Genomic DNA, 23,619 nt, shown 5'->3' with positions numbered 1-23,619 from the left:
TTCTTCCGGATTTATAGTGTAGGCATGAGGTGGCGTTTCAGGGCGACAGACTGTGAGGATAATCACTAACATTCATGCGCGTTATGGGCGTGTCAGCAAACTGGATGCAACAGAGCCGAAACTGAAATTTGAACCCGGATTTCTGTATGCTGAAATACCTTATATTAGCGGCATCCAGAATCGAAAACTGAGCCGATATGTACACTTTTATCTTATGGATAAAGCTATCCTGCAGGCCAGGGATTTAAAGCCTTTAGCCCGGGCATTTTTACGCTGGATAAGGTGGCTGGAGGATAACGGACTTGACCCTTTCACCCCGGGAACGTTGAAATACCAAAGCCCTACATATGGCTTCAGGGAGTATCTTCTGGGGGCCGTAAGGCAGGGGCGCATCGCCTCATCCACCGCGGCGGTGTACATCAGCGTTATCCGACGGTTTTACGTATTTCTGGGCAAGTGTGGTGAGCTGGCTGCCAGCTCATTTTTTACGTTGGTCGAAAAAGTCGTTGACGGGCGACGCAAGGTGATAAGTTCGGATCTTGCCATCAGGATAACCAGCACAACAAAAAGGACAATCAACCCACTGAATGATGCAGAGGTTCATATCCTGGATGAGGCACTGAAATCTGAGTCCGGGTTGTTCAGTTTAATGATTGTGCTGATGAAAAATTGTGGGCTACGGCTGGATGAAATGCTGACCCTGCCGTCGTCACTCTTTACTGAAGAGTACCTTGCCAGTGTCCCTGTATCTGAGTTGACCATCAGGGGGCTTCATATTGGTCCGAGATGCGGAGTTCATACGAAGTTTGGGATGACGCGAGAACTCTTCATCACCAGACGATTGTACGAGCAGGTTCTGGATTATCTGGCGGATGAGGAGTATGAAAAGAAGATCCAAAAATGGCGTGCACGACAGGGTGGGGAAGGGCGGCACGAGCCTTTATTTTTAATGGCAAACGGGAAACGGATGTCTGAAAAAGCCTTTTACTCCCGCTGGTACAGTTTTCGCCATCGCCTGGCCCGGTCTGCTCCGGGAAATGTGTTCAGACATAAACCCCATGATTTGCGGGCAACGTTTGCGACCCATTTTTTACGCTCGGCACTGAGTTGCTATCCCGATCAGGCCGCAAATGCGCTGGGTACAGTAAAATACTGGATGGGCCATAAAAGCGAAAATACGACGATGAAATACATCGTCTTTCTTCAGCAAAACCAGATTTCTGATGCAGTCGCCGGGGTCATGGACGCATTGATTGACGGTGCTGCAGGTCGCGATGGAGCCATATATGAGCCGGAGTGAAACGCAGATAACGTGGATGGCCGAAAATGTGCTGTCATGGGAGACGGTCAGCGGACACATCACTCAGCGGGATCTGAACCGATATTATTTACTTGACGTTTATCTTCAGGCTCATTTTTCAGATTATGTGTTGCTCCCCGGATGGTTTAGTGAACATTCGCATCTTGCCCGCCCTGAAAAACGCGATTTTATTGCCTCTCTGAAACGATTTCTTCTGTCTTACCGTCCCGCCGGAAGGTTAACCATTTTCCGTTATCTCAATATGTTTTTTATATGGCAGTCAGTCAATCAGTATGACTATGGCACGGCTGAAGGCGTTGAAATGTATATTAAACATCTCATGAACGATATTCGTCGGCGAAAAATTTCAGTCAGGATGGCAAGACACTACTTGTCCGTGGTCAACCGGTTTTTGCTTACGGGCGGGCAGATTCAGAGGCGGTATGAATATGAATTCTTACCGAAAGGAACGTATCAGCAGCAGGGAAGGGATAGCTATACCAGGAATGAACTTTCCGAGATCCTGAGGCAGTTGTCATCCATGAATGAGTTCCTTGCGGGATGTATCCGGGAGCATATCGCTAAATCGGAAAAAGGGGTGCGGCATTTCTCACCGTCTTTGCTGGCACCTGTTTATGAAGCGTATTTCCGGTATCCGGGAGAGAACGGGGTCAGCAGGGCAGAGATCATCATCAGGGACGTTCTGGAAAATTACTTTCTTACTTCTTTTTTTCTGTTCTGTTACCACACATGGGGAAACACCTCTCAGGTTCTGGGTCTGACGCGGGATGATATACATCTGGATGAAAAGGGTATCAGCACTGATTATGTTTATAAGGGGAGAGCGAATAAGTATATACGTCTGACGATAGGTAAATCGGAGTATGTGACCAAACGTGCGGGCTATTACTGGTTTCTGTCTTTTATCAGGCTCAGGGACGACATCGTTAACTATCTGGTTTCCGCAGATAACTTCCCTCCGGTACAGGCGCTGTTTCTGAGTGAGCCGCAGGTGAAATTCCGTAAGCTTTATTCTCTTAATCCCAGTCATCTGACTAAATTTTCTAACTCTGAGGGGGCGTGGGCCACGATGCGGCAGCTTAATCCCTCGCTTCCATCAATTACCGTTTCTGGCTTGCGCAAAACGTCTGAGCAGTATACGGACAGAACATTAAAGAATGGTCTGATTACGGCGGAAAAAGCACAGCATAACTGGGGCACTTACAGGCGGAATTATGCTGCAGGTAACCCACAGGGGGCGAAGGAAAACTTCAGTGCTGCACTTGATACGCTTATGAATCAGGGGATTGCGACACGTGCGTTATCCGAGCGGGTAAAAGTTGCTGATGAGCTGGGGATCGATCTGCGTGGAAGCGATGAGGGTGTGGATCTTTTATTGAATGGCCTGGGATGTCGATCGCAGGAGCCGCCTACAGATATTGAATTGCGCTTTATAAAAAAGCAAAAACGATTTGGCCGGACACCAAAGGCTTGTGCGGATTTTTCTCATTGTGTCGAATGTTCAAAAAGTTGCGTTGTGGAAACGCTGGAGTCTGTATGGCTCCTGCTGTCATTCAGGCATGCTATCGAGTATGGAAAACCGTTGTACATCGGTTCGGTCAATGCTGTGGAGCGTTATGAAACGTTACTCCTGAAGATTGATTTACGGCTTGGGCTGGTAGATGAGGCGACCCTGAAAAAAGCGCGCGTTAAACTTCAGCGAGAAGGTGTGGCTCCGGTATGGCAGATTTGAAGAAAAAAGAGGTAAGCCGTAGTCGAATGGCGGAGTTTCCTGCCGGAACGCCGCTTCGTTCAGGGGATGAGTTTCCGACTGAGGATATCATCTGTGAGGCACTAGAAAACAAAAGCTTTGAACGTCTGAATAACTGCCTGGTTATCGCCAGCTCAGATGAACATGATATGCGTTTTATCAATGAGGAGACGCTGAATATTTATTTCAGGGATGATGTCTGGACCAATCGCTATGTCAGAACCCATATTGGTGAAACGTTAAGAACCGTTAATTTTTCAGGCATACGGGATCCTGAACTGCGTCTTGAAGCCAAAATCATCTCAGCCAGCCTGCTCTGGATTGTCGGCAGGACCGCGAAGACGCAGTCACTGATCCGGAAATGTGCAAACATTGTGGCGGGAGCCCGTATTATTGAGTCTATGGGGTATCGCAGTCTGTTTCAGCTTCGTTTTCCGCTTGTCCGGAATGCTTTCATTGTAAAGATGAAGGAGGAGGATGAGCACGGCAGGAAGCGTTCTGAAAGAACATTACGTAATTACTTTATGGACCTGGCGGATATCTCGCTGACAGGTCATACCCGTCTTCGAAAATACGGTTACTTTCCTGATATTAGCTTCGACAGTTACAACAGTGTGGATGATTCAAACCAGACATATTGTATGCCTTTCAGTCTTATGATGTCTGTCTGGGAAGGGCTGATTACTGAACTGGATGCTGAAATCAGTGATTTCGATTTTGACGGGTTTTCCCGGCTGTGCGCTATCATAAACGGTTTTTATGATTCGCCTTACTATACGTCGATGCTGGAAGCCCGTAAAAGAGGGACAGCAAAAAGCATACCGGATTACCGGGCCGCGTATTACTACAATATTGTTGCCGGGGAAATTCGGGCGCTTTTCGCGACACTTGGCCCCGGGATGCAGGGCTGGTTCTCGGTACATAAAAATAAGCGCTGGAGATCTGATTTTATTGGCGTTGATCACATAAAGCTGAACACCTGGCATTTTGAGCTGACGTTAAAAGTCATGAATGTGATACAGGCCATGTCGGGGATGAGACACAGCGAAGTGCTTGGCGTGATGCACGGTTCACTGATTTATGATGGTGATATCCTGGGACTTCGTTCGGTGTTGCATAAGTTCGCCCCGGAAGGTGGAAGTCACGAAGACTGGGTTGTTTGTCGCTATGTGGAAAAGCCTTTTCAGCATTTACGCAGAATTAATCAAATCATGACAGGCCTGGACGGGAAGACGCTGGACAATGTTCCATTGTCTTTAAATATCAGGTCGTGGTTCTCGGAGCAAAAACTCTCTTTTATGGGGACGCAGCGCCAGACTGAGTGGGCAAAGAAATTTGTGAAAAGACACCATCTGTTCATCCGACGTGACCATATTGATGAGTTCAGGCTTTTAAATCCAAACATACGTGATGATGAACGCGTTGCGATGGAGATTCGGGAGGGGGCTTTCTGGCCATTGCGAACCCATCAGTTTCGCCGTTCACTTGCTGTACACCTCAGGCGTCTTGATCTGATTTCTACTAATGATCTTATCCGGCAGTTTAAGCACTTAATCAGAGGCATGACGGAGTGGTATATGTCCGGTGCACTCAACGCTTCGCATTTTAGCCGGGCGATCCCTCAGGCATTCGCTGCCGAGATTGAAAGGGTTGATACCGAACTCTCAGCTTCCAGGGCTGTTTCTTATCAGCATGAAGGCCTGCTTTATGGCGAAGGCGGGAAGTTACTGATGTCCCAGAGAGGTGGGCACTTACATCAGATGACGTTTCCTACACTGAAAAAAGCGATGAGCATGGCTAAACGAGGCGGGCAAAAACTGGTATCTCTTGGAAACGGTTTTTATTGCATGAATGGCCATGACTGCGAGTTTAAGGCGGTTGTTCAGTCAGCGTCCTGCAATCCGGGATGTGAGAACATGCTGGCCGGAGCTGATTCTGTTCCCGTGTGGAAACGCAGGATGGCTCATTATGACAACCTTCTGGAGATTGCCGTGCGAAATAATGCTCCTCAGGCTGACAGGGATTTTCTGATGCTTGAGAGAGATTTTTATGCAGATGCTGTCCGCTTTTTTGAAAAGGATGAATAGAGCATGACGAACGAACAGTCGGGGGTTAAAAAAACACAGGCAAGAGCAGAGCAGGCCCTGAGGGAACTGATGTTATCAGGGGAGCGTATCAGCCAGTATGCTGTGGAAAAACGAGCGGGGCTGGCAAACGGCACCCTGAATTATAACTGTCCTGAGTACAGGCAGGTCAGGGAGGCTATCCGCAGTCTGAAAAAAACGTGCCAGGGCACCGCGCCGGTTGATGAGCAGGGCATTGAGCAGCAGATCAAGCTGAAAGAAAAGTATCGCCGTCAGAGAAATGAGCTGAGGGAAGAAATCAAAAAGATGATGGCTGAAAATGTAGAGCTGTTACATAACCTTATACTTTTACAGCAGTATGTCAGGGAGCTTGAACGCAACACCGGGAGGGAGAAAGGGGACGTCATTCCGTTCTCGGGTGGTGTCAGGGACTGAGGCTATACTGAACGGAAGGACGCGAGGTGAATCGCCACGCGTTTAACAGACACCTCAGAGTCATTTAAGATGACTTAAAGAGAGGTGCCCATGAGCGGTAAGCGTTATCCTGAAGAGTTTAAAACTGAAGCAGTCAAACAGGTTGTTGATCGCGGTTATTCTGTTGCCAGCGTTGCAACACGTCTCGATATCACCACCCACAGCCTTTATGCCTGGATAAAGAAGTACGGTCCGGATTCTTCCACTAATAAAGAACAGTCAGATGCTCAGGCCGAGATCCGCCGTCTCCAGAAAGAGCTGAAACGGGTTACCGACGAACGGGACATATTAAAAAAAGCCGCGGCGTACTTCGCAAAGCTGTCCGACTGAGGTACGCCTTTATCCGTGACAACTCCTGTTGCTGGCCTGTTCGCCTGCTCTGTCGGGTGCTGGATGTTCATCCCAGTGGTTTTTACGCCTGGCTTCAGCAGCCGCATTCACAACGCCATCAGGCAGACCTGAGACTGACAGGACAGATTAAACAGTTCTGGCTGGAATCGGGATGCGTCTATGGTTATCGCAAAATCCATCTGGATCTGCGTGACAGCGGGCAACAGTGCGGAGTAAACAGAGTCTGGAGACTGATGAAACGTGTCGGAATAAAGGCTCAGGTCGGATACCGAAGCCCGCGGGCACGTAAAGGCGAGGCCAGTATCGTGTCACCCAACAGGCTCCAGCGACAGTTCAATCCGGATGCTCCTGATGAGCGTTGGGTAACGGACATAACCTACATCAGGACCCACGAAGGCTGGCTGTATCTTGCCGTTGTTGTTGATCTGTTCTCACGCAAAATTATCGGCTGGTCCATGCAATCCCGGATGACAAAGGACATTGTCCTGAACGCACTGCTGATGGCTGTATGGCGGCGTAATCCCGAAAAACAGGTGCTGGTTCATTCGGATCAGGGCAGTCAGTACACAAGCCATGAGTGGCAGTCGTTCCTGAAATCACACGGCCTGGAGGGTAGCATGAGCCGTCGCGGTAACTGCCATGATAATGCGGTTGCAGAAAGTTTTTTCCAGTTGTTGAAACGTGAACGGATAAAGAAAAAGATCTACGGAACGCGGGAAGAAGCCCGCAGTGATATTTTTGATTACATCGAAATGTTTTATAACAGTAAGCGTCGGCATGGTTCTAGCGAACAGATGTCACCGACAGAATATGAAAACCAGTATTATCAACGGCTCGGAAGTGTCTAGATTATCCGTGGCGATTCAAATCCCGTACAATGGCGAATTCGCTATATCCGCTTCTCGCACTTAGCTGCCATAAATCGGCCAGGCAATCACAGGTCATTTCTGTCTCGCAAAGAAGGTGCCGTTTCTGCTTTGCGTTGACACCCCTAAATATTAGAATTAAAAGGAGAGAGTTACTGGAAAAAGGCAGCGGAGGCAGTGACAATCGTGGCTTGAAGCCACTACTCGATGGATGCGGACATGTAGTTGGCGTCATTCGACAAAACTAGCAAACTTCTAATAGTCACCATTTCTCCCGTCTGGCGGGAGTGCTGTCAAATGCCCCCCTCATCTCTGTGTGGGAAATGAAGGGTGAAGGGGAAATAGATGACAGCGTTATTTCTACGCCCAGAATACTGAATACCTTGTACAGACGATCAATACTGGCGCTAGCAGGGTTTGCTTCCAGGCGGGCATAGGTTTGCTGCGTTACGCCAAGCCTCTCAGACACATCTTTTTGCGTGAAGCCCTTGATTTTGCGAAACCCGATTAGCACAGGTCTGAGCTGGTTCAGCGTTTTTATCGGGAACTGATTATTCATAAGTGACCTGCCTCGCAGACTGAGTAGGGAGTACCGCCCTGTAATACAGCAGGTAAGGTGTATTTTGTGTTATACAGACTATAGGCTGTAAAACCTTTATTGAAAAGATGCTGATGTTCCAGGGGCATGCCGAGCATGGACGATTTTCTGCGGGGCGGTATTTCGCTACGGGGGAGATTGCGTTCGGGCAATGTACCGGTGTAAAAAACGTCAATTTTTCAAAACCGCTGTTATCGGGATAAGCTGAAAACTCCGAAGGCAGACACAGCCACGAATAATGTCAGACTTAAGCTCTGTAGCTGTCTTCTTTTGCCTGTAAATAACGTCTAGTTTGACTCTGATGAAGGCTGTACCAGGCAGAGAACATGTCACTCTCGGGGCCGGATGATAAAATGTGTTCAACTGGCTGGGCAGGGTAATAGCGAAGAACGTTCTCTGAAATTCGATTCAGCTCAGCGTAACGTGCGCTGTAGGTATGTATAATCCATTGCATCAATTTTGCATCCGTATTATTCGCAGATTACACACAAGAAGCTTAACAATGGCTGAAAGAGTGAGCAGGGATATGTAACAAAAACAAGGGCTTCAAGATGAACTGGATAAAACCGGAGCAGAGCAAGCCCTGTTCCGGTTTGTCAGGCTTTGGAATTTCTTCCAGGCCCCTGCAGCTAGTCACAACAAACACATTAATGTTTTCATTGCTTCAATTCAATATTATTGTGTGAAAGGGATTCCATCGAAATCGGCTTATGCATGCTTAAAACTAAACTGCCCCGGCTGCAGTCATTTGGTTGCTGTGGGCTCTGTACTGTGTCTAATAGTGAAAGAATCTTACGTTATAACGAAGGAAATTGCTGAATGACTCTACGATTGCAGACGGAATCACCCGCTGACCAGGATATGTTTAGAGGCAGCAGTCATGAAAAAGTTGCAGAGAATGTGGCTCAGATCATCAGGACACCTGATGTCAATATTATTGGTCTGGAAGGTGAGCTGGGTTCAGGTAAGTCAACAATATTGAAGTTCCTGCAGAAAAAGCTTAAAGATGATTTTACGTTCATTAACTTTGATGCAGAACGTTACCATCATGGCTCAACTAAAAAAGCGCTTATCGATGTCATCCACCACGGGGTCAGCCTACAATGTCCGGGCTCCCGGGATGTGTTGGATAAGTATAAAAATCTGGCTCTGGGTAACATCGTTGAATACGACAAGAGGGTCAGCAGCAGGCTAAGCTGGTTGACCGTCGTTTTTATTTTACTGTCATTGCTTTCCGTGCAGATGCTTCGTTATGTGCTAACAGACCTTAATCAATATTTTACTAACAAGGAGTCATTATTAGGGTGGCTTTTTTATGTTGAGGTGGCCGCGTTTCTTTCTCCTGCCATTATGGTCGCAGGACTGGCATGCCTGCAGAACATGGAATGGTACAGAAAGAAAGGGTATTCGAGTATTGGTGATTTGTTCAAACGCAACAGTACTGACAGGATTGAAGAGACTTGGCTAGTTAATAAGGAGGTCGGAGCTATTGAGCTGGCTGAAGCTCTGCAGGGATTTACCTCCAAAGAGGTCATTTCCCATGGAGATCGCTTCATCCTTATCATTGATAATCTGGACCGAATCAGTGCAGACAAAGTGAAAGAGCTCTGGAGTGATATGGAGCTTATTGCCGGAGCCACTCATGAACACTTCAGGATAGTGGTGCCCTATTCGGCAAGACAGGTTTCAGCCTCACTTTCTGTGGCGGGTTTCAGCGGGCGTGAGTTTATTGCAAAGCGGATTCCTGTAAGTTTTCAGGTTCCTCCTCTTATTTCGGCAGGATGGCAGGAAGCGTTAAGGCAGTACTGGAAAGAAACAGTAAATGAGGATGCAGGGATAGCGTGCCGGGAAGCAACGGTGTTGCTTGAGCGCTGGAAACCCTCTGAGTATCCTCGTATCACACCGCGATTAATGAAGAAGTTTGTTAATGATATTCATATTCTGAACCTTACCGTTCCTGCAACAGAAGATCATCGCCATATTCTTATTGCTCTCTACTTACTGGTGGTCAGATACGGGGAGCGAGATATTAAAGTATTACTTCGCGATCCCAAAGCTAGTCAGACCGAACCCGGTATTGCTCCGGATGATTTTGACGAGATGCTCTCGCTAACTTATCAACAAATATCCCGAATTTTTAATAACGATACAGAAAGATGGAGCGAATTTCTGATGAGCATCCACTATCAGTCCACGGTGGAGCTTGCCAGGAGCGAGTTGCTTGATACGCCTCTTAAAGACGCGATTGGTGCTATAAATATCCCACGGCTTGAAGAACTGACGGCCTTGTGGGGTTTCGCTGAAGCATGGCAGCGAGTGGCACCACATATTCAGATGCGAGACTGGCTGGTTTCTTATAGCCGGATGGATGAGAAGTGTCAGGCTCTCGCCGAACCGCAACTCAAAGTCGCAGTGCAAATGCTGAATCAGAGTTATGCTGTTTCACTCAGAGAAAAGAATGATGAAGGTTTCATATTGAGTCTGCAGAAACTGATGGCTGACGGGCGGATAAGCCTAGAGCCTTTCGTCGAAAGGCAAATATCGTTTATTGTGAGTAAACTTGATGAAATTCAGGATTCAGAAAAATTGGAGGCTGAATCCACGAAGACGTTGCTGCAGGAAGCTGATTCATACTCTGTTCTGGCCGGTGAATCACTACTGAATAAAATGGAGAATTTTGTAGATGGCGTATTTTATGTGGAATACCTTGTCAATAATGAAGAGACCTTGTCAAACCTGAAAATTGGCACACTAGATATCGGAAATCACGGTCGGGAGGAGATGTTACGCTATGGAGCTGAGCAACCTCAGATAGACCTTTTTAATCCGGGAATTATCCGGCATATCAATATTGCATCGAAGGCGGTACAGAACGTAATTGGAAAGAATGATGGTACAGGTGGGGCTCAGGTTAGCTCTGCAATAATGACGCTTAAAAATCGTCAGGTTGTTGAGGACGTTATCCATTTCAGAAAAATTGTTCTGAGCCCGGACTGGAATAATAATGTTTTAAATCAATATTATCTTAATAATACGGCGACGAGGAATCTCTTCCCTGCGGAATTTGCTGCACAGGCTGTTGCTCACATGGTGCTCCATGGTAACTATGCCGGTATCGAGTCGTACAGTGAACATATTGGTGAGGAACGGTTTGACCTGGCTTTGGCTGCATATCTTCGTTATCTACGTACTGCCGAGAGTATCTTTATAGCACTTAAGGATAAAAATGTTCTGCCGTACATCAAAAATGCTGTTGGCAGGATTGTTGATTTAGGTCTTCTGGTGAATATACCTGTCCTGAGCTTTGTTAAAGGTCAGTATGACGTCATCAAAGAAGCTACAAATGCAACCTCTCTTTTAATATTTGTGCGAGAGCGTCAAAAAGCACTGTCAGAGAAAATAATTGAGTCTGATGTGAATGCTATGGGTCCAGTATTTCTCCATGACGTATATCAGTCAGGTGAGCAGTTTGATATTTTGAAGAAAAAGCTGAACGCCCTGGCATGTGGAGTATTTAGTTCTTCTGAAAGGCTTATTGAGTGTTTTACGGTTCTTCCTGTGAACATGCGCTTTATCCTTGAACAAATGCAACTTCAGGGGCAGCATATCCGGATGGAAGGTAGTGTGGGTATCTTTGCATCATGGTTCCGTGATGCAGAGCCAGACGTTGTCACAAATGCCGAGAACATTCATTTTCTGTGGTCTTGCCTCGACGATACCCAGAGAGAGACTGTACTTGATGAGTTGCACGATGTCTTACTTGAAAGACATATTCGTATTGACAGCCGTATTGCGATTATTACCCGTTTTCATAATGAGTTGTCGTTTATTGAACCTGAGAAGGCCGTTGAACGCAGGGCTATTGCGGCGCTGTTTAGCGCTTCTGTTGATAATGTATTATTGTCTCAATGGCTTGACCGTCAGACGTTTTCATTTTCATCATGGTCTCCGGAGGACGCCCGTACGGCAACGAGTTGTATAATGAATAACTCGGAGATTTTTCCTCTCATCTGCAGGAATTCACAGTATATTAAAAACAGAATGTTACCAGAGAAAGCGGACGTTACAGAAGATAGTGATACGTTTCCGGACTGAGTTCGTTCTTTAAATCCTATACCTGAAGACCACAGCGGTGGTCTTTGGGAGTTTTTTTATTGCCTGATATACATTAAGCATGTTATATCTTGCTAAGAAATAATCATTCAGGGATTAATCATAACTACTGAAGTTATGTTGTGTTCTTTTCTTTTAAAAATAAATTATTCAGATTTATTTTCTATTGATTTAATGAGGTAGGGAATGACAGAAAGTGCTTTGCTTTTGCGAGAGGCATTTAATGAATCGGTTAACTATATGACATGGTCTTTTTATTCACTGATAACTGCTTACGTTTCGATGGCTTTTTATGATAGAGTTGAGGTTAAGACCCGAATAAATAATTATCTGAATAAGTTACTTTTCGTGATTGCTATGTCCGTTTTTATCCCAAATATGTACTTTGTTTCAATGGTGTTCAGTCAGAAGTTAGGCACCGCAGCTGGCGTTGCGTCATTCATTATTGGGCTACTTTTCATGATGTTAAACTCGGCACCTGTAATTACTGGTATCGTACAGCAGCGCAAAGATTGAGTTTTATGAGTATAGTCAGTTGGGTTTTCATCTGTTTTATCAGACTTAGAAAAATGAAATCTTTCAATTCATTGATTTTAAACGCAAAAAAATTTCTAAATGATCAGAATTATAGGGTGCTCGCTCTGTTCGATCACCGAACACGAAGGCCGTATTATTCAGAGCCGTTCCGAAGAGTCGATTGTTAACGAGATCGAAGCGATTCGCGACACGGTGCCGGGCTTTACCGGCGTGATCTCCGATCTGGGTGGTCCAACGGCCAACATGTACATGCTGCGCTGTAAATCGCCGCGCGCCGAGCAGACCTGCCGTCGTCTCTCCTGCGTCTATCCGAGCATTTGCGAGCATATGGACACCAACCACGAGCCGACGATCAATCTTTACCGTCGCGCCCGTGACCTGAAAGGCATCAAGAAGATCCTGATCGCCTCCGGCGTGCGTTACGACATTGCGGTGGAAGATCCGCGCTACATCAAAGAGCTGGCGACGCACCACGTTGGCGGTTATCTGAAGATCGCCCCGGAGCACACCGAAGAAGGCCCGCTGTCCAAAATGATGAAGCCGGGCATGGGCAGCTATGACCGCTTTAAACAGCTGTTTGATACCTATTCAAAACAGGCGGGAAAAGAGCAGTATCTGATCCCATATTTCATCTCCGCACACCCCGGCACCCGTGATGAAGACATGGTGAACCTGGCGCTGTGGCTGAAGCAGCGTCGATTCCGTCTGGATCAGGTGCAGAACTTCTATCCGTCGCCGCTCGCCAACTCGACGACCATGTATTACACCGGCAAAAACCCGCTGAGTAAGATTGGTTATAAGAGCGAAGACGTGGTGGTGCCGAAAGGGGATAAACAGCGCCGTCTGCATAAAGCGCTGCTGCGCTATCACGATCCGAAAAACTGGCCGCTGATCCGTCAGGCGCTGGAAGAGATGGGGAAAAAGCACCTGATCGGCTCGCGTCGTGATTGCCTGGTGCCTGCGCCAACGCTGGAAGAGATGCGCGAAGCGCGCCGCCAGAACCGCAACACGCGCCCGGCGCTGACCAAGCACACCCCGATAGCGCATCAGCGTTCGAACGGTGGTACAGGAACGAAGAAGAACGTAAAACGTAAGACCGGTTAAACCTGTAACAATGCCCGGTGGCGCTGCGCTTACCGGGCCTACAGGTCTGCGCGTAGGCCGGGTAAGGCGCAGCCGCCACCCGGCTTTTTTTGCATAAGGGTAGAAGGCCCAAAATGAATATAAGGAAGTTAACAGGAGCGATGCTGATTGGCCTGACGTTATGCAGTTGTGTAATGCACCGCCAGACACAGCCAGAAGTGGAAGGACGTCTAATCGACAACGCAGGTAAGCCAGTCCCGGGCGCAAAAATAACATTAGAGAGGGAGCAAACGCTTTCTGACGACAACGGTCGTTTTGCTTTTCAGAGCCAGCATGAGTGGATCTTTTTTCTGCCAATAGGTCCGATGGACTGGATTTATCACACCCCGCTCCAGATAAGTGTCAACGGAAAGGAATATGAAGCAGAAGCAGGCGGCGGTCTCGGTGGGCCACATGAACTTGAAGGGAAAGCGTATAACGTTATTTGCACCTTACCTGACCTTCCTGGAGAAGCGAGATGTCAGTCCGGTTTATAGATAAAAACGAGCCCGGCGGAAGACCGAGCTCGTTTTAGGTATCACCCGCCAAACTGATCCGGGTCCGGCCCAAGCCGTTTGCCCTGATCCAGCTTCGCAATTTCACCCAGCTCGTCTTTATCCAGGCGGAAATCCCAGACGTCGAAGTTCTCGGCGATACGCGATGGCGTGACCGATTTCGGGATCACCACCAGACCGCTATCCAGATGCCAGCGAATGACGATCTGCGCCGGGGTTTTACCGTACTTATCCGCCAGTTCACGGATGATTTTCTGGTCAAACACCCCTTCGCCGCCCTGAGCCAACGGGCTCCAGGATTCGGTCTGGATCTTGTGCGTGGCGTTCCATGAATGAAGCTGGCGCTGCTGCATCAGCGGATGCAGCTCAATCTGGTTAATCACCGGCGCGACGCCCGTTTCATCAATCAGGCGTTGCAGATGATGAACCTGGAAATTACAGACGCCGATGCTTTTTATCAGCCCCTCTTTTTGCAGTTCAATCATCCCTTTCCAGGCATCAACGTAATGGTCGATAGCCGGTACCGGCCAGTGCATGAGATAAAGATCGACGAAATCGAGCTGGAGTTTCTCCAGACTCTCCTGCAACGCTTCGCGGGGACGCTTTTGATCGTCGTTCCACAGCTTGGTGGTGATGAAAAGCTCATCCCGGGGAACGCCGGCGCTGGTAAGCGCTTTTCCCACGCCGTCCTCGTTTTTATAGGCGGCGGCGGTATCGATGGACCGATAGCCGACTTCCAGGGCTTTATGAATGGCGGAGACGACCTCGTCGTTACCGGCTTTCCATACACCTAGCCCCAGCTGGGGCATCACGTTGCCGTCCTGTAGCTTGATTACGGTTTGGTTTGCCATTTTTCCTCCTTCAGGTGCTCATCGCCGGAGGGAACCTCCGACGATGTGATGTGCATTAAGTCTGGACGAAATGTCAAAAAACGAAAGTCAGGATCCTAAAAACGCTTAGCGTGCCGCTTCGTAAATACGACGGCTGACGTCCAGGGTGATGTCGCCATGCTCGCCGATCTGCGTCATACCGTGTGCTTCCAGTTTCGCCAGCAGGGCAGGGATGGAACTGCCGTCCAGGCCATAGCCAGAGAGACGCGTTGGCACGCCCAGGCTTTCAAAGAAGTGACGGGTGGCTTCAATCGCGGCATCGATACGCGCATCGTCGGAACCGTCGGTGATGTTCCACACGCGTTCGGCGTACTGGAGCAGTTTGGCGCGTTTAGCGTCACGTTTTTCGTTCCACAGCGCAGGCAGAACCACCGCCAGCGTCTGGGCGTGATCCAGGCCGTGCATCGCCGTTAGCTCGTGACCGAGCATATGAGTAGCCCAGTCCTGCGGCACGCCTGCGCCGATCAGGCCGTTCAGCGCCTGGGTGGCAGCCCACATCACGTTGGCACGCACGTCGTAATTTTCAGGCTCTTTCAGCGCTTTTGGACCTTCTTCAATCAGCGTCAGCAGAATGCCTTCCGCGAAACGATCCTGAATTTTGGCGTTTACCGGGTAAGTAACGTACTGCTCAACGGTGTGAACAAAGGCATCGACCACGCCGTTCGCCACCTGACGCGCAGGCAGGGTATAGGTGTAAACCGGATCGAGGATCGCGAACACGGGCTGAACGTGTTCGTTCATAAAGGCCTGCTTGTCACCGGTGGTTTTACGAGAGATGACCGCGCCTTTGTTGGACTCTGATCCGGTGGCCGGCAGCGTCAGCACGGAGCCCATCGGGATCGCACTGCTGATGTCGCTGCCGCCCGTTTCCAGAATATGCCACGGGTCGATGCCGTCAGCGTAATGGGCCGCCGCCGCGATGAATTTGGTGCCGTCCAGCACGGAACCGCCGCCCACAGCCAGCAGGAAGGTGATTTGCTCCTCACGGGCGATTTTTACCGCGTTCATCAGCGTTTCATAAGACGGGTTAGGCTCGATACCGCCGAACTCGCGCACGTCCAGACCTTCCAGAGCGCTGTACACCTGATCCAGTACGCCGGTTTTTTTCACGCTGCCGCCGCCGTAGGTAATCAGGACGCGGGCGTCCGTCGGGATTTGCGCGCGCAGGTCAGCGATAGCGTTTTTACCAAACAGAATGCGGGTTGGGGTATGAAGATTAAAGTTGTTCATGGCTTGTTCCCTGTAGTGGGTAAAAAATCGTGGTGGCGCAGAAGGCAACCTGATGCTGCTCATTGTGGCGGGCAGGCGCTATCCTCTCAATGCACATTCCTGCCGATGTCTTGCCCATTTCTACAGCGCGCTGGAGAAACGGTAAGAAAATGCGCACACTGTCAGCGTCGGAAACCGTACCCGGAGTAACTGAAAATGAACCGTGATGCCATCTGCCGCCAGCTAACGTCGCAGATTAAAAGACTGATAGATAACGGAAATGATTCGGTTGAGCTGTTGCCGGATATCCGATTGCTGTACGGTACCCAGCCCGGGACGCGCACCCCGGTGATGTATCAGCCCGGCATCGTGTTTCTCTTTTCTGGCCATAAGATTGGCTATATCAATGAGCGCGTGTTCCGTTACGACACCAATGAATATCTGCTTCTGACAGTACCTTTACCCTTCGAATGTGAAACTTTCGCGACAGAGGAGGTACCGCTGGCCGGGATCCGCGTCAACGTCGACATCCTCCAGTTGCAGGAGCTGCTGATGGAGATTGGGGAGGACGAACTTTTCCGGCCGTCAATGGCGGCAAGCGGTATCAACTCCGCGACCCTGTCGGAGGAAATTCTCTGCGCGATTGAACGCCTGTTAGACGTGATGGAAAGGCCGCTGGATGCGCGTATTCTCGGAAAGCAGATTATCCGCGAAATTCTTTACCATGTGCTGCTGGGACCGGGCGGCGGGGCGCTGCTGGCGCTGGTAAGCCGGCAAACGCACTTCAGCCTGATTAGCCGCGTGCTGAAGCGCATCGAGAGCCAGTACACGGAAAACCTCAGCGTTGACCAGCTGGCGGCGGAAGCCAATATGAGCGTCTCGGCGTTTCACCATAACTTTAAATCTGTCACCAGCACGTCACCGTTGCAGTACCTCAAAACCTACCGTCTGCATAAGGCGCGGATGCTGATGATCCACGATGGCATGAAGGCCAGCGCCGCGGCGATGCGGGTCGGGTATGAAAGCGCGTCGCAGTTTAGTCGGGAGTTTAAGCGTTACTTCGGCGTCACGCCGGGGGAAGATGCGTCACGTATAAGAACCATGCAGGGAGCCTGAGGGGAAACGGAGGCCGGGTAAGCGGTAGCGCCACCCGGCTTTTATTTATGCGCTGCAATACTTTTTCTTAATCACCACCGCAATGGTACCCACCAGCCCTGCAACCAGCAGGAAAATCGGCAGGATCATCAGGAAGGTCATCACCTGGTCTTCATGGCGCTTAACAAAGGGGATCATATTCAGCGCGTAGCCGAGCGTGGTGACCACGCCTACCCAGAGCAGGGCGCTCAGCCAGTTGAAGAACTGGAAGCGGCGGTTAGAGAGGCCTGAAATACCCGCCATGGTAGGCAACAGGGTACGAACAAACGCCAGAAAACGCCCGGCAAGTAACGCCAGCAGGCCGTGACGGTCAAACATGCAGGTCGCGCGCTGGTGATATTTATGCGGCAGCTGCGCCAGCCAGCCTTTCACCACGCGAGTGTTTCCAAGCCAGCGCCCTTGCAGGTAGCTCAGCCAACAGCCGAGACTGGCCGCAGAGGTGAGGATCACCATTGTCGGTGCGAAGTCCATCACGCCCTTGCCGATTAACGCCCCTGCGAGCAGGAGCAGGCTGTCACCGGGTAAAAATGAGGCTGGCAGTAATCCATTTTCCAGAAACAGCGTCGCGAACATCACGAAATAGACAATCCCGACGACATGCGGGTCCGCCAGCGCGGCAAAATCGTGTTGCCAGAGCGCCGTGATGATATTTTGAATAACAGCCATGGACTTTCCTGTGGAACAGCAGATATAACGCTATTGTACTCCCAATTTTGCCTGTCGGGGTTGATCGCAGGCGCATCTCATACAGACTTTTCTGCTTGCGGTGTTCAGAATAGCGTCCGGGGAGTACATTTCAGCCAGCACTTTACACGATGCGCTCAAATCCTGCCGATAAATCCGCAATTAAATCGTCCACATTTTCCAGCCCAATATGCAGGCGGATTAAGGTCCCCTCGAAGTCCACCTCGCCGCCCGGGCGCAGGGCCGCAATCTGCTCCGGCTGGTTGGGCAGGATCAGCGATTCAAACCCACCCCATGAATAGGCCATGCTGAAGAGGGTAAAGTTATCCAGATAGCTTGCCAGTTCGGCGTCATTCAGGCGCTTTTTAAGAACAAATGAGAACAACCCGCTGCTACCCGTAAAGTCACGTTGCCAGTATTCGTGGCCCTTGCTGCCCGGCAGCGCCGGATGGTTAACGCGCTCCACCTGCGGATGCAGCGCCAGCCACTGTGCAATTTGCAGGCTGCTTTCGTGATGCTGACGCAAACGCACACCGAGCGTACGGATGCCCCGGCTGGTCATGTAGGCGGTATCGGCATCCACCATCTGGCCCATCAGGTAGGCGTTTTCACGCAATTGATCCCAGCAGCGGGCGTTAGACACCGCCGTACCGATCATGCCGTCGGAATGGCCAATCAGGTATTTGGTCGCCGCCTGAATGGAGATATCGATGTCAAATTCCAGGGCTTTAAACAGCACACCTGCCGCCCAGGTGTTGTCGATCATGATGATCGCTTCCGGCGCTATGCTGCGCACCGCCTTCACGATAGCCGGAACATCATGCACTTCCATGGTGATGGAGCCGGGAGATTCCAGGAACACAACGCGCGTGTTGGGCTGAATAAGCCCGGCAATACCGGACCCAATCAGCGGATCGAACCAGCTGGTGGTGACGCCGAGCTTGCTGAGTATTTTGGTGCAGAAGTCCTGGCTTGGCTCGTAGGCGGTATTGGTCATCAGGACGTGGTCACCCTGTTCCACAAACGCCAGAATGGTATTGGCGACCGCCGCCGCGCCGCACGGGAACAGCGCGCAGCCCGCGCCGCCCTCCAGTTCGCACATGGCTTCCTGCAACGAGAAATGGGTTAACGTGCCACGACGACCGTAAAACAGCCCGCCCTTCGCGCGATTACGCGTAGCGATTTTTTTATCTTCAACGGTATCAAACACCAGCGAGGAGGCGCGCTGGATCACGCTGTTGACCGAGCCCTGCGTGTATTTCTTACTGCGTCCTGCCTGCACCAGCGTGGTCTCAAGCTGCTTTTTAGTCATGTTCGCTAACCCTATTTTTATACGTCTGGACGTCCAGACTACCACGATTGTCAGAATGTGCATCCGGATGCTTATCGAATAAGCAGAAAATATTATCAAAAATTCGCATAAGAAATTTTTACTGCGTAAGCGCAAGGAAAGTGAGCGAAAATTACGGCACTATGTAAATACTAATGAGAACTACTATCAATTCGACGACGTTTTGATATTATTACGTTCAGATTTTGTGATTTGCGTCCTGGAGATACAGAGTGGGTAATAATTTGATGCAGACGGATCTCTCCGTTTGGGGCATGTATCAACATGCTGACATCGTAGTTAAGATTGTGATGATCGGCCTGATTCTGGCGTCCGTGATCACCTGGGCTATCTTCTTCAGCAAGAGCGCCGAACTTCTTTCACAAAAACGCCGCCTCAAGCGTGAGCAGAAGCAGCTGGCGGAAGCCCGCTCTCTGGATCAGGCTTCTGATATCACCTCATCCTTCCATGCGAAAAGCCTGACTACCCTGTTAGTGAACGAAGCGCAGAACGAGCTGGAACTCTCCGCAGGCAGTGAAGATAACGAAGGCATTAAAGAGCGTACCGGCTTCCGTCTGGAGCGTCGCGTTGCGGCCGTGGGTCGTCATATGGGCCGCGGTAACGGCTACCTGGCGACTATCGGCGCCATCTCCCCGTTCGTCGGCCTGTTCGGTACCGTCTGGGGCATCATGAACAGCTTTATCGGTATCGCCCAGACGCAGACCACTAACCTTGCGGTCGTCGCGCCGGGTATCGCAGAAGCGCTGCTGGCCACGGCTATCGGTCTGGTTGCCGCTATCCCGGCGGTTGTTATCTATAACATCTTCGCGCGCATGATTGGCAGTTACAAAGCCACACTGGGTGACGTTGCCGCGCAGGTTCTGCTGCTGCAAAGCCGCGATCTGGACCTGAACGCCAGCGCCGTTAAACCGGTTCATGCGGCGTCCAAACTGCGCGTAGGTTGATTGTATGGCAATGCGTCTTAATGAAAATCTGGACGATAACGGTGAAATGCATGAGATCAACGTGACGCCGTTTATCGACGTCATGCTGGTTCTGCTGATTATCTTTATGGTTGCCGCACCGCTGGCGACGGTGGACGTGAAGGTGAATCTGCCTGCGTCCTCCAGCCAGCCGCAGCCGCGTCCGGAAAAACCCATTTACCTGTCCGTGAAGGCCGATAAGTCCATGTTCCTGGGCAACGATCCGGTAACGGATGCCTCGGTTATTCCGGCGCTGGACCAGCTGACCGGCGGCAAGAAAGACACCACCGTCTTCTTCCGCGCGGATAAAACCGTCGATTATGAAACCATGATGAAGGTAATGGACACGCTGCATCAGGCGGGATACCTGAAGATTGGTCTGGTCGGCGAAGAGAAAGCGGCCGCGAAGTAAAACGAAGGCTTTTGCAGCCTTCCCTGCCGGGTGGCGGCGTCGCCTTACCCGGCCTGCATTCCGCAACAATCATTGTTGACTCACACTGAAGGCGCCGTCGGCGCCTCTTCATCAAGCGCTACACAGGTCACGTTTGAAGTTCGGTAATGACCTTCCGAGAGTTTACGGGTCAGGCGCAGGGTGGCTGTCTCGCGTGCCAGCAGGTACTGATAGTTCGCCTCCAGTCGCCCGAGGATCTTCTCTTTAAGCTCAGGGCGCTGTTCAATAATGGCGTTCATCACCGCGCCGTAAATCTCCTCCTTGGCCTGCAAGGCGTAAATCTCCCGACGATTCTGCCATTTCAGGCGCACCAGCGTGGCCGGAATCGAAACCAAATCCTGCGTAATTCGCGTCATCTCGTCATTTTTTATCTTTTTCAGGGTGTCGAGATTCTGCTTTAAGATAAATTCATCGCTTTTCTTATCATCTAAAGTCAAATAAACGTTATTACCGCTGTCATCATTCACGTTAATCTTCCCCCAGGTTATAAAAAATGGGATTGTTTTTTTCACGCGTAATTAAATTAAGCCAAATTTCATTGCCGGCCTCATTTATTTGCTGCGTTTTCTCGGTCATTATTTGACTGAGCCTCTGGGCGTCTATTTCCCCTTCGGCCTGTAAATCATTCAGCAGATGAACTAAGGCTTCAATCTTGATGGCGCGAAATAAACGCTCTTTTAAATGGCGATCGTGCTCTTCCAGCACCATATTACGGGATTTGCCGGTGCGTGAAACACCAATTAATATGTCGGCTTCATAGTCGGAGAGTTTTCTTTTTCCTTGAGTGAAATTCGCCTCTTTATCTGCTTCCGTCGAAGGCTGTTCCACAGGCGTAATGTGGTACTTTGCCGGGACAAGATTGTCGGGCAGCATTTTAATTTCCTTTAATTTCAAAAAAGGTGGGGGTGGAAAAAGGGTGAGATTCGTTGACAATAACATGAGGCAATTTTAAAATCAAAAAAAATGGAGCCTACCCATGAACAGCATTTTCTTTACGGTCATAACGTTACTATTACTGACCGCTGGCGTGCTTTTATTGATGCAAGCGTTAAATAAAACGAAAGCGTCAAAAGACGCCAGTGAACCGCCGCAGCCTGAATTGATGTCGAAAGAGGAGGGGGAAGATCATTTCTCCGTATTGATGAACGCCGTGACGCCGGTCTGGTACTGGCGGGTAAATCACGAATATATCGATTTTCTCCATGCGACAATTAAGCGAATGAAAATGGCTGAAATTAATGATACGCCCGGCCTGTTCGACGCGCAGCGCCGTTGTAGCGACCTTAATTCGGCGGTTTATAAATATTACGACAATATCAAAAAGCGCTGTCTGAATGGCGAGAAGGTGTCGTACTCCGATTTAGACGTATTAAATCTGCGCCAGTGTTTTCGCGAGTTTAGCCTGGAAGCCTACCCGGAACTGGTCGCGCTGGTCTGGCCGGAGTATGCGCGTCCGGATGTGGATCCCAACGAGGTATAGTTGAGATATACTGAGCGCTGGTTTCGTTTGCAGACAGGATTTTATGGAACGCTTCTTTGAAAACGCAATGTATGCCTCTCGCTGGCTGCTCGCACCCGTCTATTTTGGTCTCTCCCTGGCGCTGGTCGCCCTGACGATCAAGTTCTTCCAGGAGATATTTCACGTCCTGCCAAACATTTTCTCCGTGGCAGAAGCCGATTTGATTCTGGTTCTGCTGTCGCTGGTGGATATGACGCTGGTGGGGGGGTTACTGGTGATGGTGATGTTCTCCGGTTATGAGAATTTCGTCTCTCAGCTTGATATCGCCGAGCACAAAGAAAAGCTCAACTGGCTGGGGAAAATGGATGCCTCATCGCTGAAGAATAAAGTCGCGGCGTCGATTGTGGCGATTTCGTCTATACACCTGTTACGCGTCTTTATGGACGCGAAAAACGTCCCGGATAATAAGCTGATGTGGTATGTGATTATCCACCTGACGTTTGTGCTGTCGGCGTTTGTGATGGGGTATCTGGATAAGATCAGTAAGAAATAAATTCACCATGCCCCTCACCCTAACCCTCTCCCACAGGGAGAGGGAATATCAATCTCCCTCTCCCTGTGGGAGAGGGCCGGGGTGAGGGCAGCAGGCCGCACTATTTATTTATCCGACGACGCCTGCCACAAATTCAGCTCACCATCCGCAACGTGCTGGTCAATCCGCGTCAGTTCATCTTCGCTAAAGCGCAGGTTATTCAGCGCCTGAACGTTCTCTTCCAGCTGCTCCGGGCGGCTCGCGCCAATCAGCACTGAGGTTACACGCTCATCTTTCAACAGCCAGCTTAGCGCCATCTGCGCCATCGTCTGCCCTCGCGCGTGCGCCATCTCGTTCAGCAAACGAAGGCTGCTCAGGTTGGCTTCCGTCAGCATTTTCTCCGTCAGGCCGCGCACTTTTTTCCCTTCGCGTTGCATACGTGAACCGTCCGGAATACCGTTCAGGTATTTTCCGGTGAGCAGGCCCTGTGCCAGCGGGGTAAAGGCGATACAGCCCGTTCCGTTTTTCTCCAGCGCGTCCAGCAGGCCGGTCTTGTCGACCCAGCGGTTAAGCAGGTTGTAAGACGGCTGGTGGATCAAAAGCGGGATCTTCCACTCGCGCAGCAATTTGGCCATTACCGCCGTGCGTTCCGTGGAGTAGGACGAAATGCCGACGTACAGCGCTTTTCCGCTCTGCACCGCGTGCGCCAGCGCGGAGGCGGTCTCTTCCATCGGCGTGTTTTCGTCTACGCGGTGAGAATAGAAAATATCCACATACTCCACACCCATGCGTTTCAGGCTCTGGTCGAGGCTGGCGAGCAGGTATTTACGTGAACCGCCCGAACCATACGGCCCTGGCCACATGTCGTAGCCCGCTTTGGTGGAGATGATCAGCTCGTCACGATACCCGGCAAAATCCTCCCGCAGCAGACGGCCAAAATTCTCTTCAGCGCTGCCTGGTGGGGGGCCGTAGTTGTTGGCAAGGTCAAAGTGGGTAATACCGAGATCGAAGGCCTTACGCAGCAGCGCGCGCTGGGAATCGAGCGGCTGAACGTGACCGAAGCTGTGCCACAGGCCCAGCGACAGTGCCGGTAAGCGCAGGCCGCTTTTGCCGCAGTATCGGTACTGCATGTTTTCGTATCGGCCGGTGTAAGGGTGCCAGGACATGATGTCTCCTTTCTTGTCGGTGAATTTTC

Annotated in this window: 21 protein-coding genes and 1 pseudogene; 14 read left to right on the top strand and 8 right to left on the bottom strand. The window is 50.2% G+C overall.

Features of this window, described 5'->3' with window-relative positions:
* Window positions 1-52: 52 nt before the first annotated feature.
* From L379_RS04130 to L379_RS0124310, 5 genes are all read left to right on the top strand, one after another.
* Window positions 53-1,300 carry a tyrosine-type recombinase/integrase gene (locus L379_RS04130; protein ID WP_007897923.1) on the top strand — a complete coding sequence of 416 codons (1,248 nt, stop codon included), beginning with the start codon at window positions 53-55 and terminating at the stop codon, window positions 1,298-1,300.
* Window positions 1,287-3,053 carry a hypothetical protein gene (locus L379_RS04135; protein ID WP_007897920.1) on the top strand — a complete coding sequence of 589 codons (1,767 nt, stop codon included), beginning with the start codon at window positions 1,287-1,289 and terminating at the stop codon, window positions 3,051-3,053. Before L379_RS04130 ends, L379_RS04135 begins: the two co-directional genes overlap by 14 nt.
* Window positions 3,041-5,158 carry a hypothetical protein gene (locus L379_RS04140; RefSeq protein ID WP_017384059.1) on the top strand — a complete coding sequence of 706 codons (2,118 nt, stop codon included), beginning with the start codon at window positions 3,041-3,043 and terminating at the stop codon, window positions 5,156-5,158. Before L379_RS04135 ends, L379_RS04140 begins: the two co-directional genes overlap by 13 nt.
* Window positions 5,159-5,161: 3 nt before the next feature.
* Complete coding sequence (locus L379_RS04145; RefSeq protein ID WP_017384060.1) at window positions 5,162-5,590, top strand: hypothetical protein; 429 nt, start codon at window positions 5,162-5,164, stop codon at window positions 5,588-5,590.
* A gap of 90 nt (window positions 5,591-5,680) precedes the next feature.
* Window positions 5,681-6,828 (top strand): IS3 family transposase gene (locus tag L379_RS0124310; protein WP_085949497.1). Its coding sequence is split into 2 segments (ribosomal slippage): window positions 5,681-5,918 and window positions 5,918-6,828, totalling 1,149 coding nucleotides; the frame shifts between segments, so codons are not numbered across the junction.
* Between the two features lie 280 nt (window positions 6,829-7,108).
* Here L379_RS0124310 and L379_RS04155 read toward each other — a convergent pair.
* Window positions 7,109-7,405, bottom strand: a complete 297-nt coding sequence (locus L379_RS04155) for a helix-turn-helix transcriptional regulator (RefSeq protein WP_017384073.1) — start codon at window positions 7,403-7,405, stop codon at window positions 7,109-7,111.
* A gap of 858 nt (window positions 7,406-8,263) precedes the next feature.
* Between L379_RS04155 and L379_RS04160 the strand changes: the two genes are divergently transcribed.
* The 4 genes and pseudogenes from L379_RS04160 to L379_RS04175 all read left to right on the top strand — a co-directional run bounded on the left by L379_RS04160 (window position 8,264) and on the right by L379_RS04175 (window position 13,713).
* On the top strand, window positions 8,264-11,539 hold the full coding sequence (locus L379_RS04160; RefSeq protein WP_032655038.1) for a P-loop NTPase fold protein: 3,276 nt from the start codon (window positions 8,264-8,266) through the stop codon (window positions 11,537-11,539).
* 204 nt (window positions 11,540-11,743) lie between these two features.
* On the top strand, window positions 11,744-12,073 hold the full coding sequence (locus L379_RS04165; RefSeq protein ID WP_000140246.1) for a hypothetical protein: 330 nt from the start codon (window positions 11,744-11,746) through the stop codon (window positions 12,071-12,073).
* A gap of 114 nt (window positions 12,074-12,187) precedes the next feature.
* Window positions 12,188-13,198 (top strand): annotated as a pseudogene (locus L379_RS04170) (radical SAM protein); the annotation flags it as partial.
* A gap of 140 nt (window positions 13,199-13,338) precedes the next feature.
* Window positions 13,339-13,713: a carboxypeptidase-like regulatory domain-containing protein gene (locus L379_RS04175; RefSeq protein WP_228099907.1), complete on the top strand. Its 375-nt coding sequence runs from the start codon at window positions 13,339-13,341 to the stop codon at window positions 13,711-13,713.
* 41 nt (window positions 13,714-13,754) lie between these two features.
* On the opposite strand, the gene dkgA is transcribed toward L379_RS04175, so the two are convergent.
* Window positions 13,755-14,582, bottom strand: a complete 828-nt coding sequence (gene dkgA, locus L379_RS04180; RefSeq protein WP_032655034.1) for a 2,5-didehydrogluconate reductase DkgA — start codon at window positions 14,580-14,582, stop codon at window positions 13,755-13,757.
* Between the two features lie 105 nt (window positions 14,583-14,687).
* Window positions 14,688-15,851 carry an alcohol dehydrogenase gene (gene yqhD / locus L379_RS04185; RefSeq protein WP_003862492.1) on the bottom strand — a complete coding sequence of 388 codons (1,164 nt, stop codon included), beginning with the start codon at window positions 15,849-15,851 and terminating at the stop codon, window positions 14,688-14,690.
* 195 nt (window positions 15,852-16,046) lie between these two features.
* On the opposite strand from yqhD, the gene L379_RS04190 reads away from it, so the two are divergent.
* On the top strand, window positions 16,047-16,946 hold the full coding sequence (locus L379_RS04190; protein ID WP_015571870.1) for an AraC family transcriptional regulator: 900 nt from the start codon (window positions 16,047-16,049) through the stop codon (window positions 16,944-16,946).
* A 45-nt stretch (window positions 16,947-16,991) separates the two neighbouring features.
* Here L379_RS04190 and yghB read toward each other — a convergent pair whose 3' ends face one another.
* Window positions 16,992-17,651, bottom strand: coding sequence for a DedA family general envelope maintenance protein YghB (gene yghB, locus L379_RS04195; RefSeq protein ID WP_015571869.1), 660 nt, complete (start codon window positions 17,649-17,651; stop codon window positions 16,992-16,994).
* A gap of 142 nt (window positions 17,652-17,793) precedes the next feature.
* On the bottom strand, window positions 17,794-18,981 hold the full coding sequence (gene metC, locus L379_RS04200) for a cystathionine beta-lyase (protein ID WP_032655033.1): 1,188 nt from the start codon (window positions 18,979-18,981) through the stop codon (window positions 17,794-17,796).
* 251 nt (window positions 18,982-19,232) lie between these two features.
* Between metC and exbB the strand changes: the two genes are divergently transcribed.
* Together exbB and exbD are read left to right on the top strand one after the other, a co-directional pair.
* Window positions 19,233-19,964, top strand: a complete 732-nt coding sequence (exbB, locus tag L379_RS04205; protein ID WP_003862482.1) for a tol-pal system-associated acyl-CoA thioesterase — start codon at window positions 19,233-19,235, stop codon at window positions 19,962-19,964.
* A gap of 4 nt (window positions 19,965-19,968) precedes the next feature.
* Entirely contained in the window at window positions 19,969-20,394 is a 426-nt protein-coding gene (gene exbD / locus L379_RS04210; protein ID WP_001251472.1) for a TonB system transport protein ExbD, read from the top strand.
* Window positions 20,395-20,474: 80 nt separating this feature from the next.
* Here the strand turns inward: exbD and L379_RS04215 are convergent, their stop codons facing one another.
* Both L379_RS04215 and L379_RS04220 read right to left on the bottom strand, forming a co-directional pair.
* Complete coding sequence (locus L379_RS04215; RefSeq protein WP_032655031.1) at window positions 20,475-20,900, bottom strand: hypothetical protein; 426 nt, start codon at window positions 20,898-20,900, stop codon at window positions 20,475-20,477.
* Between the two features lies 1 nt (window position 20,901).
* Window positions 20,902-21,306 carry a hypothetical protein gene (locus L379_RS04220; protein ID WP_032655029.1) on the bottom strand — a complete coding sequence of 135 codons (405 nt, stop codon included), beginning with the start codon at window positions 21,304-21,306 and terminating at the stop codon, window positions 20,902-20,904.
* A 103-nt stretch (window positions 21,307-21,409) separates the two neighbouring features.
* Here L379_RS04220 and L379_RS04225 point away from each other — a divergent pair, with 103 nt between their 5' ends.
* The gene (locus tag L379_RS04225; protein WP_015571866.1) at window positions 21,410-21,913 is read left to right on the top strand and encodes an ESA_00282 family adhesion-associated protein; all 504 of its coding nucleotides are present in this window, start codon (window positions 21,410-21,412) and stop codon (window positions 21,911-21,913) included.
* 43 nt (window positions 21,914-21,956) lie between these two features.
* Entirely contained in the window at window positions 21,957-22,445 is a 489-nt protein-coding gene (locus L379_RS04230) for a TIGR00645 family protein (protein ID WP_006811956.1), read from the top strand.
* A gap of 104 nt (window positions 22,446-22,549) precedes the next feature.
* Here L379_RS04230 and L379_RS04235 read toward each other — a convergent pair whose 3' ends face one another.
* Complete coding sequence (locus L379_RS04235) at window positions 22,550-23,590, bottom strand: aldo/keto reductase (RefSeq protein WP_032655026.1); 1,041 nt, start codon at window positions 23,588-23,590, stop codon at window positions 22,550-22,552.
* Between the last annotated feature and the right edge of the window lie 29 nt (window positions 23,591-23,619).

This window comes from Enterobacter sp. MGH 33 (genome assembly GCF_000534535.1).
GTDB classification, from domain to species: domain Bacteria; phylum Pseudomonadota; class Gammaproteobacteria; order Enterobacterales; family Enterobacteriaceae; genus Enterobacter; species Enterobacter hormaechei_C.
The sequence above is the reverse complement of the archived record's forward strand: the minus strand, read 5'-3'. Positions and strand labels throughout refer to the sequence as shown.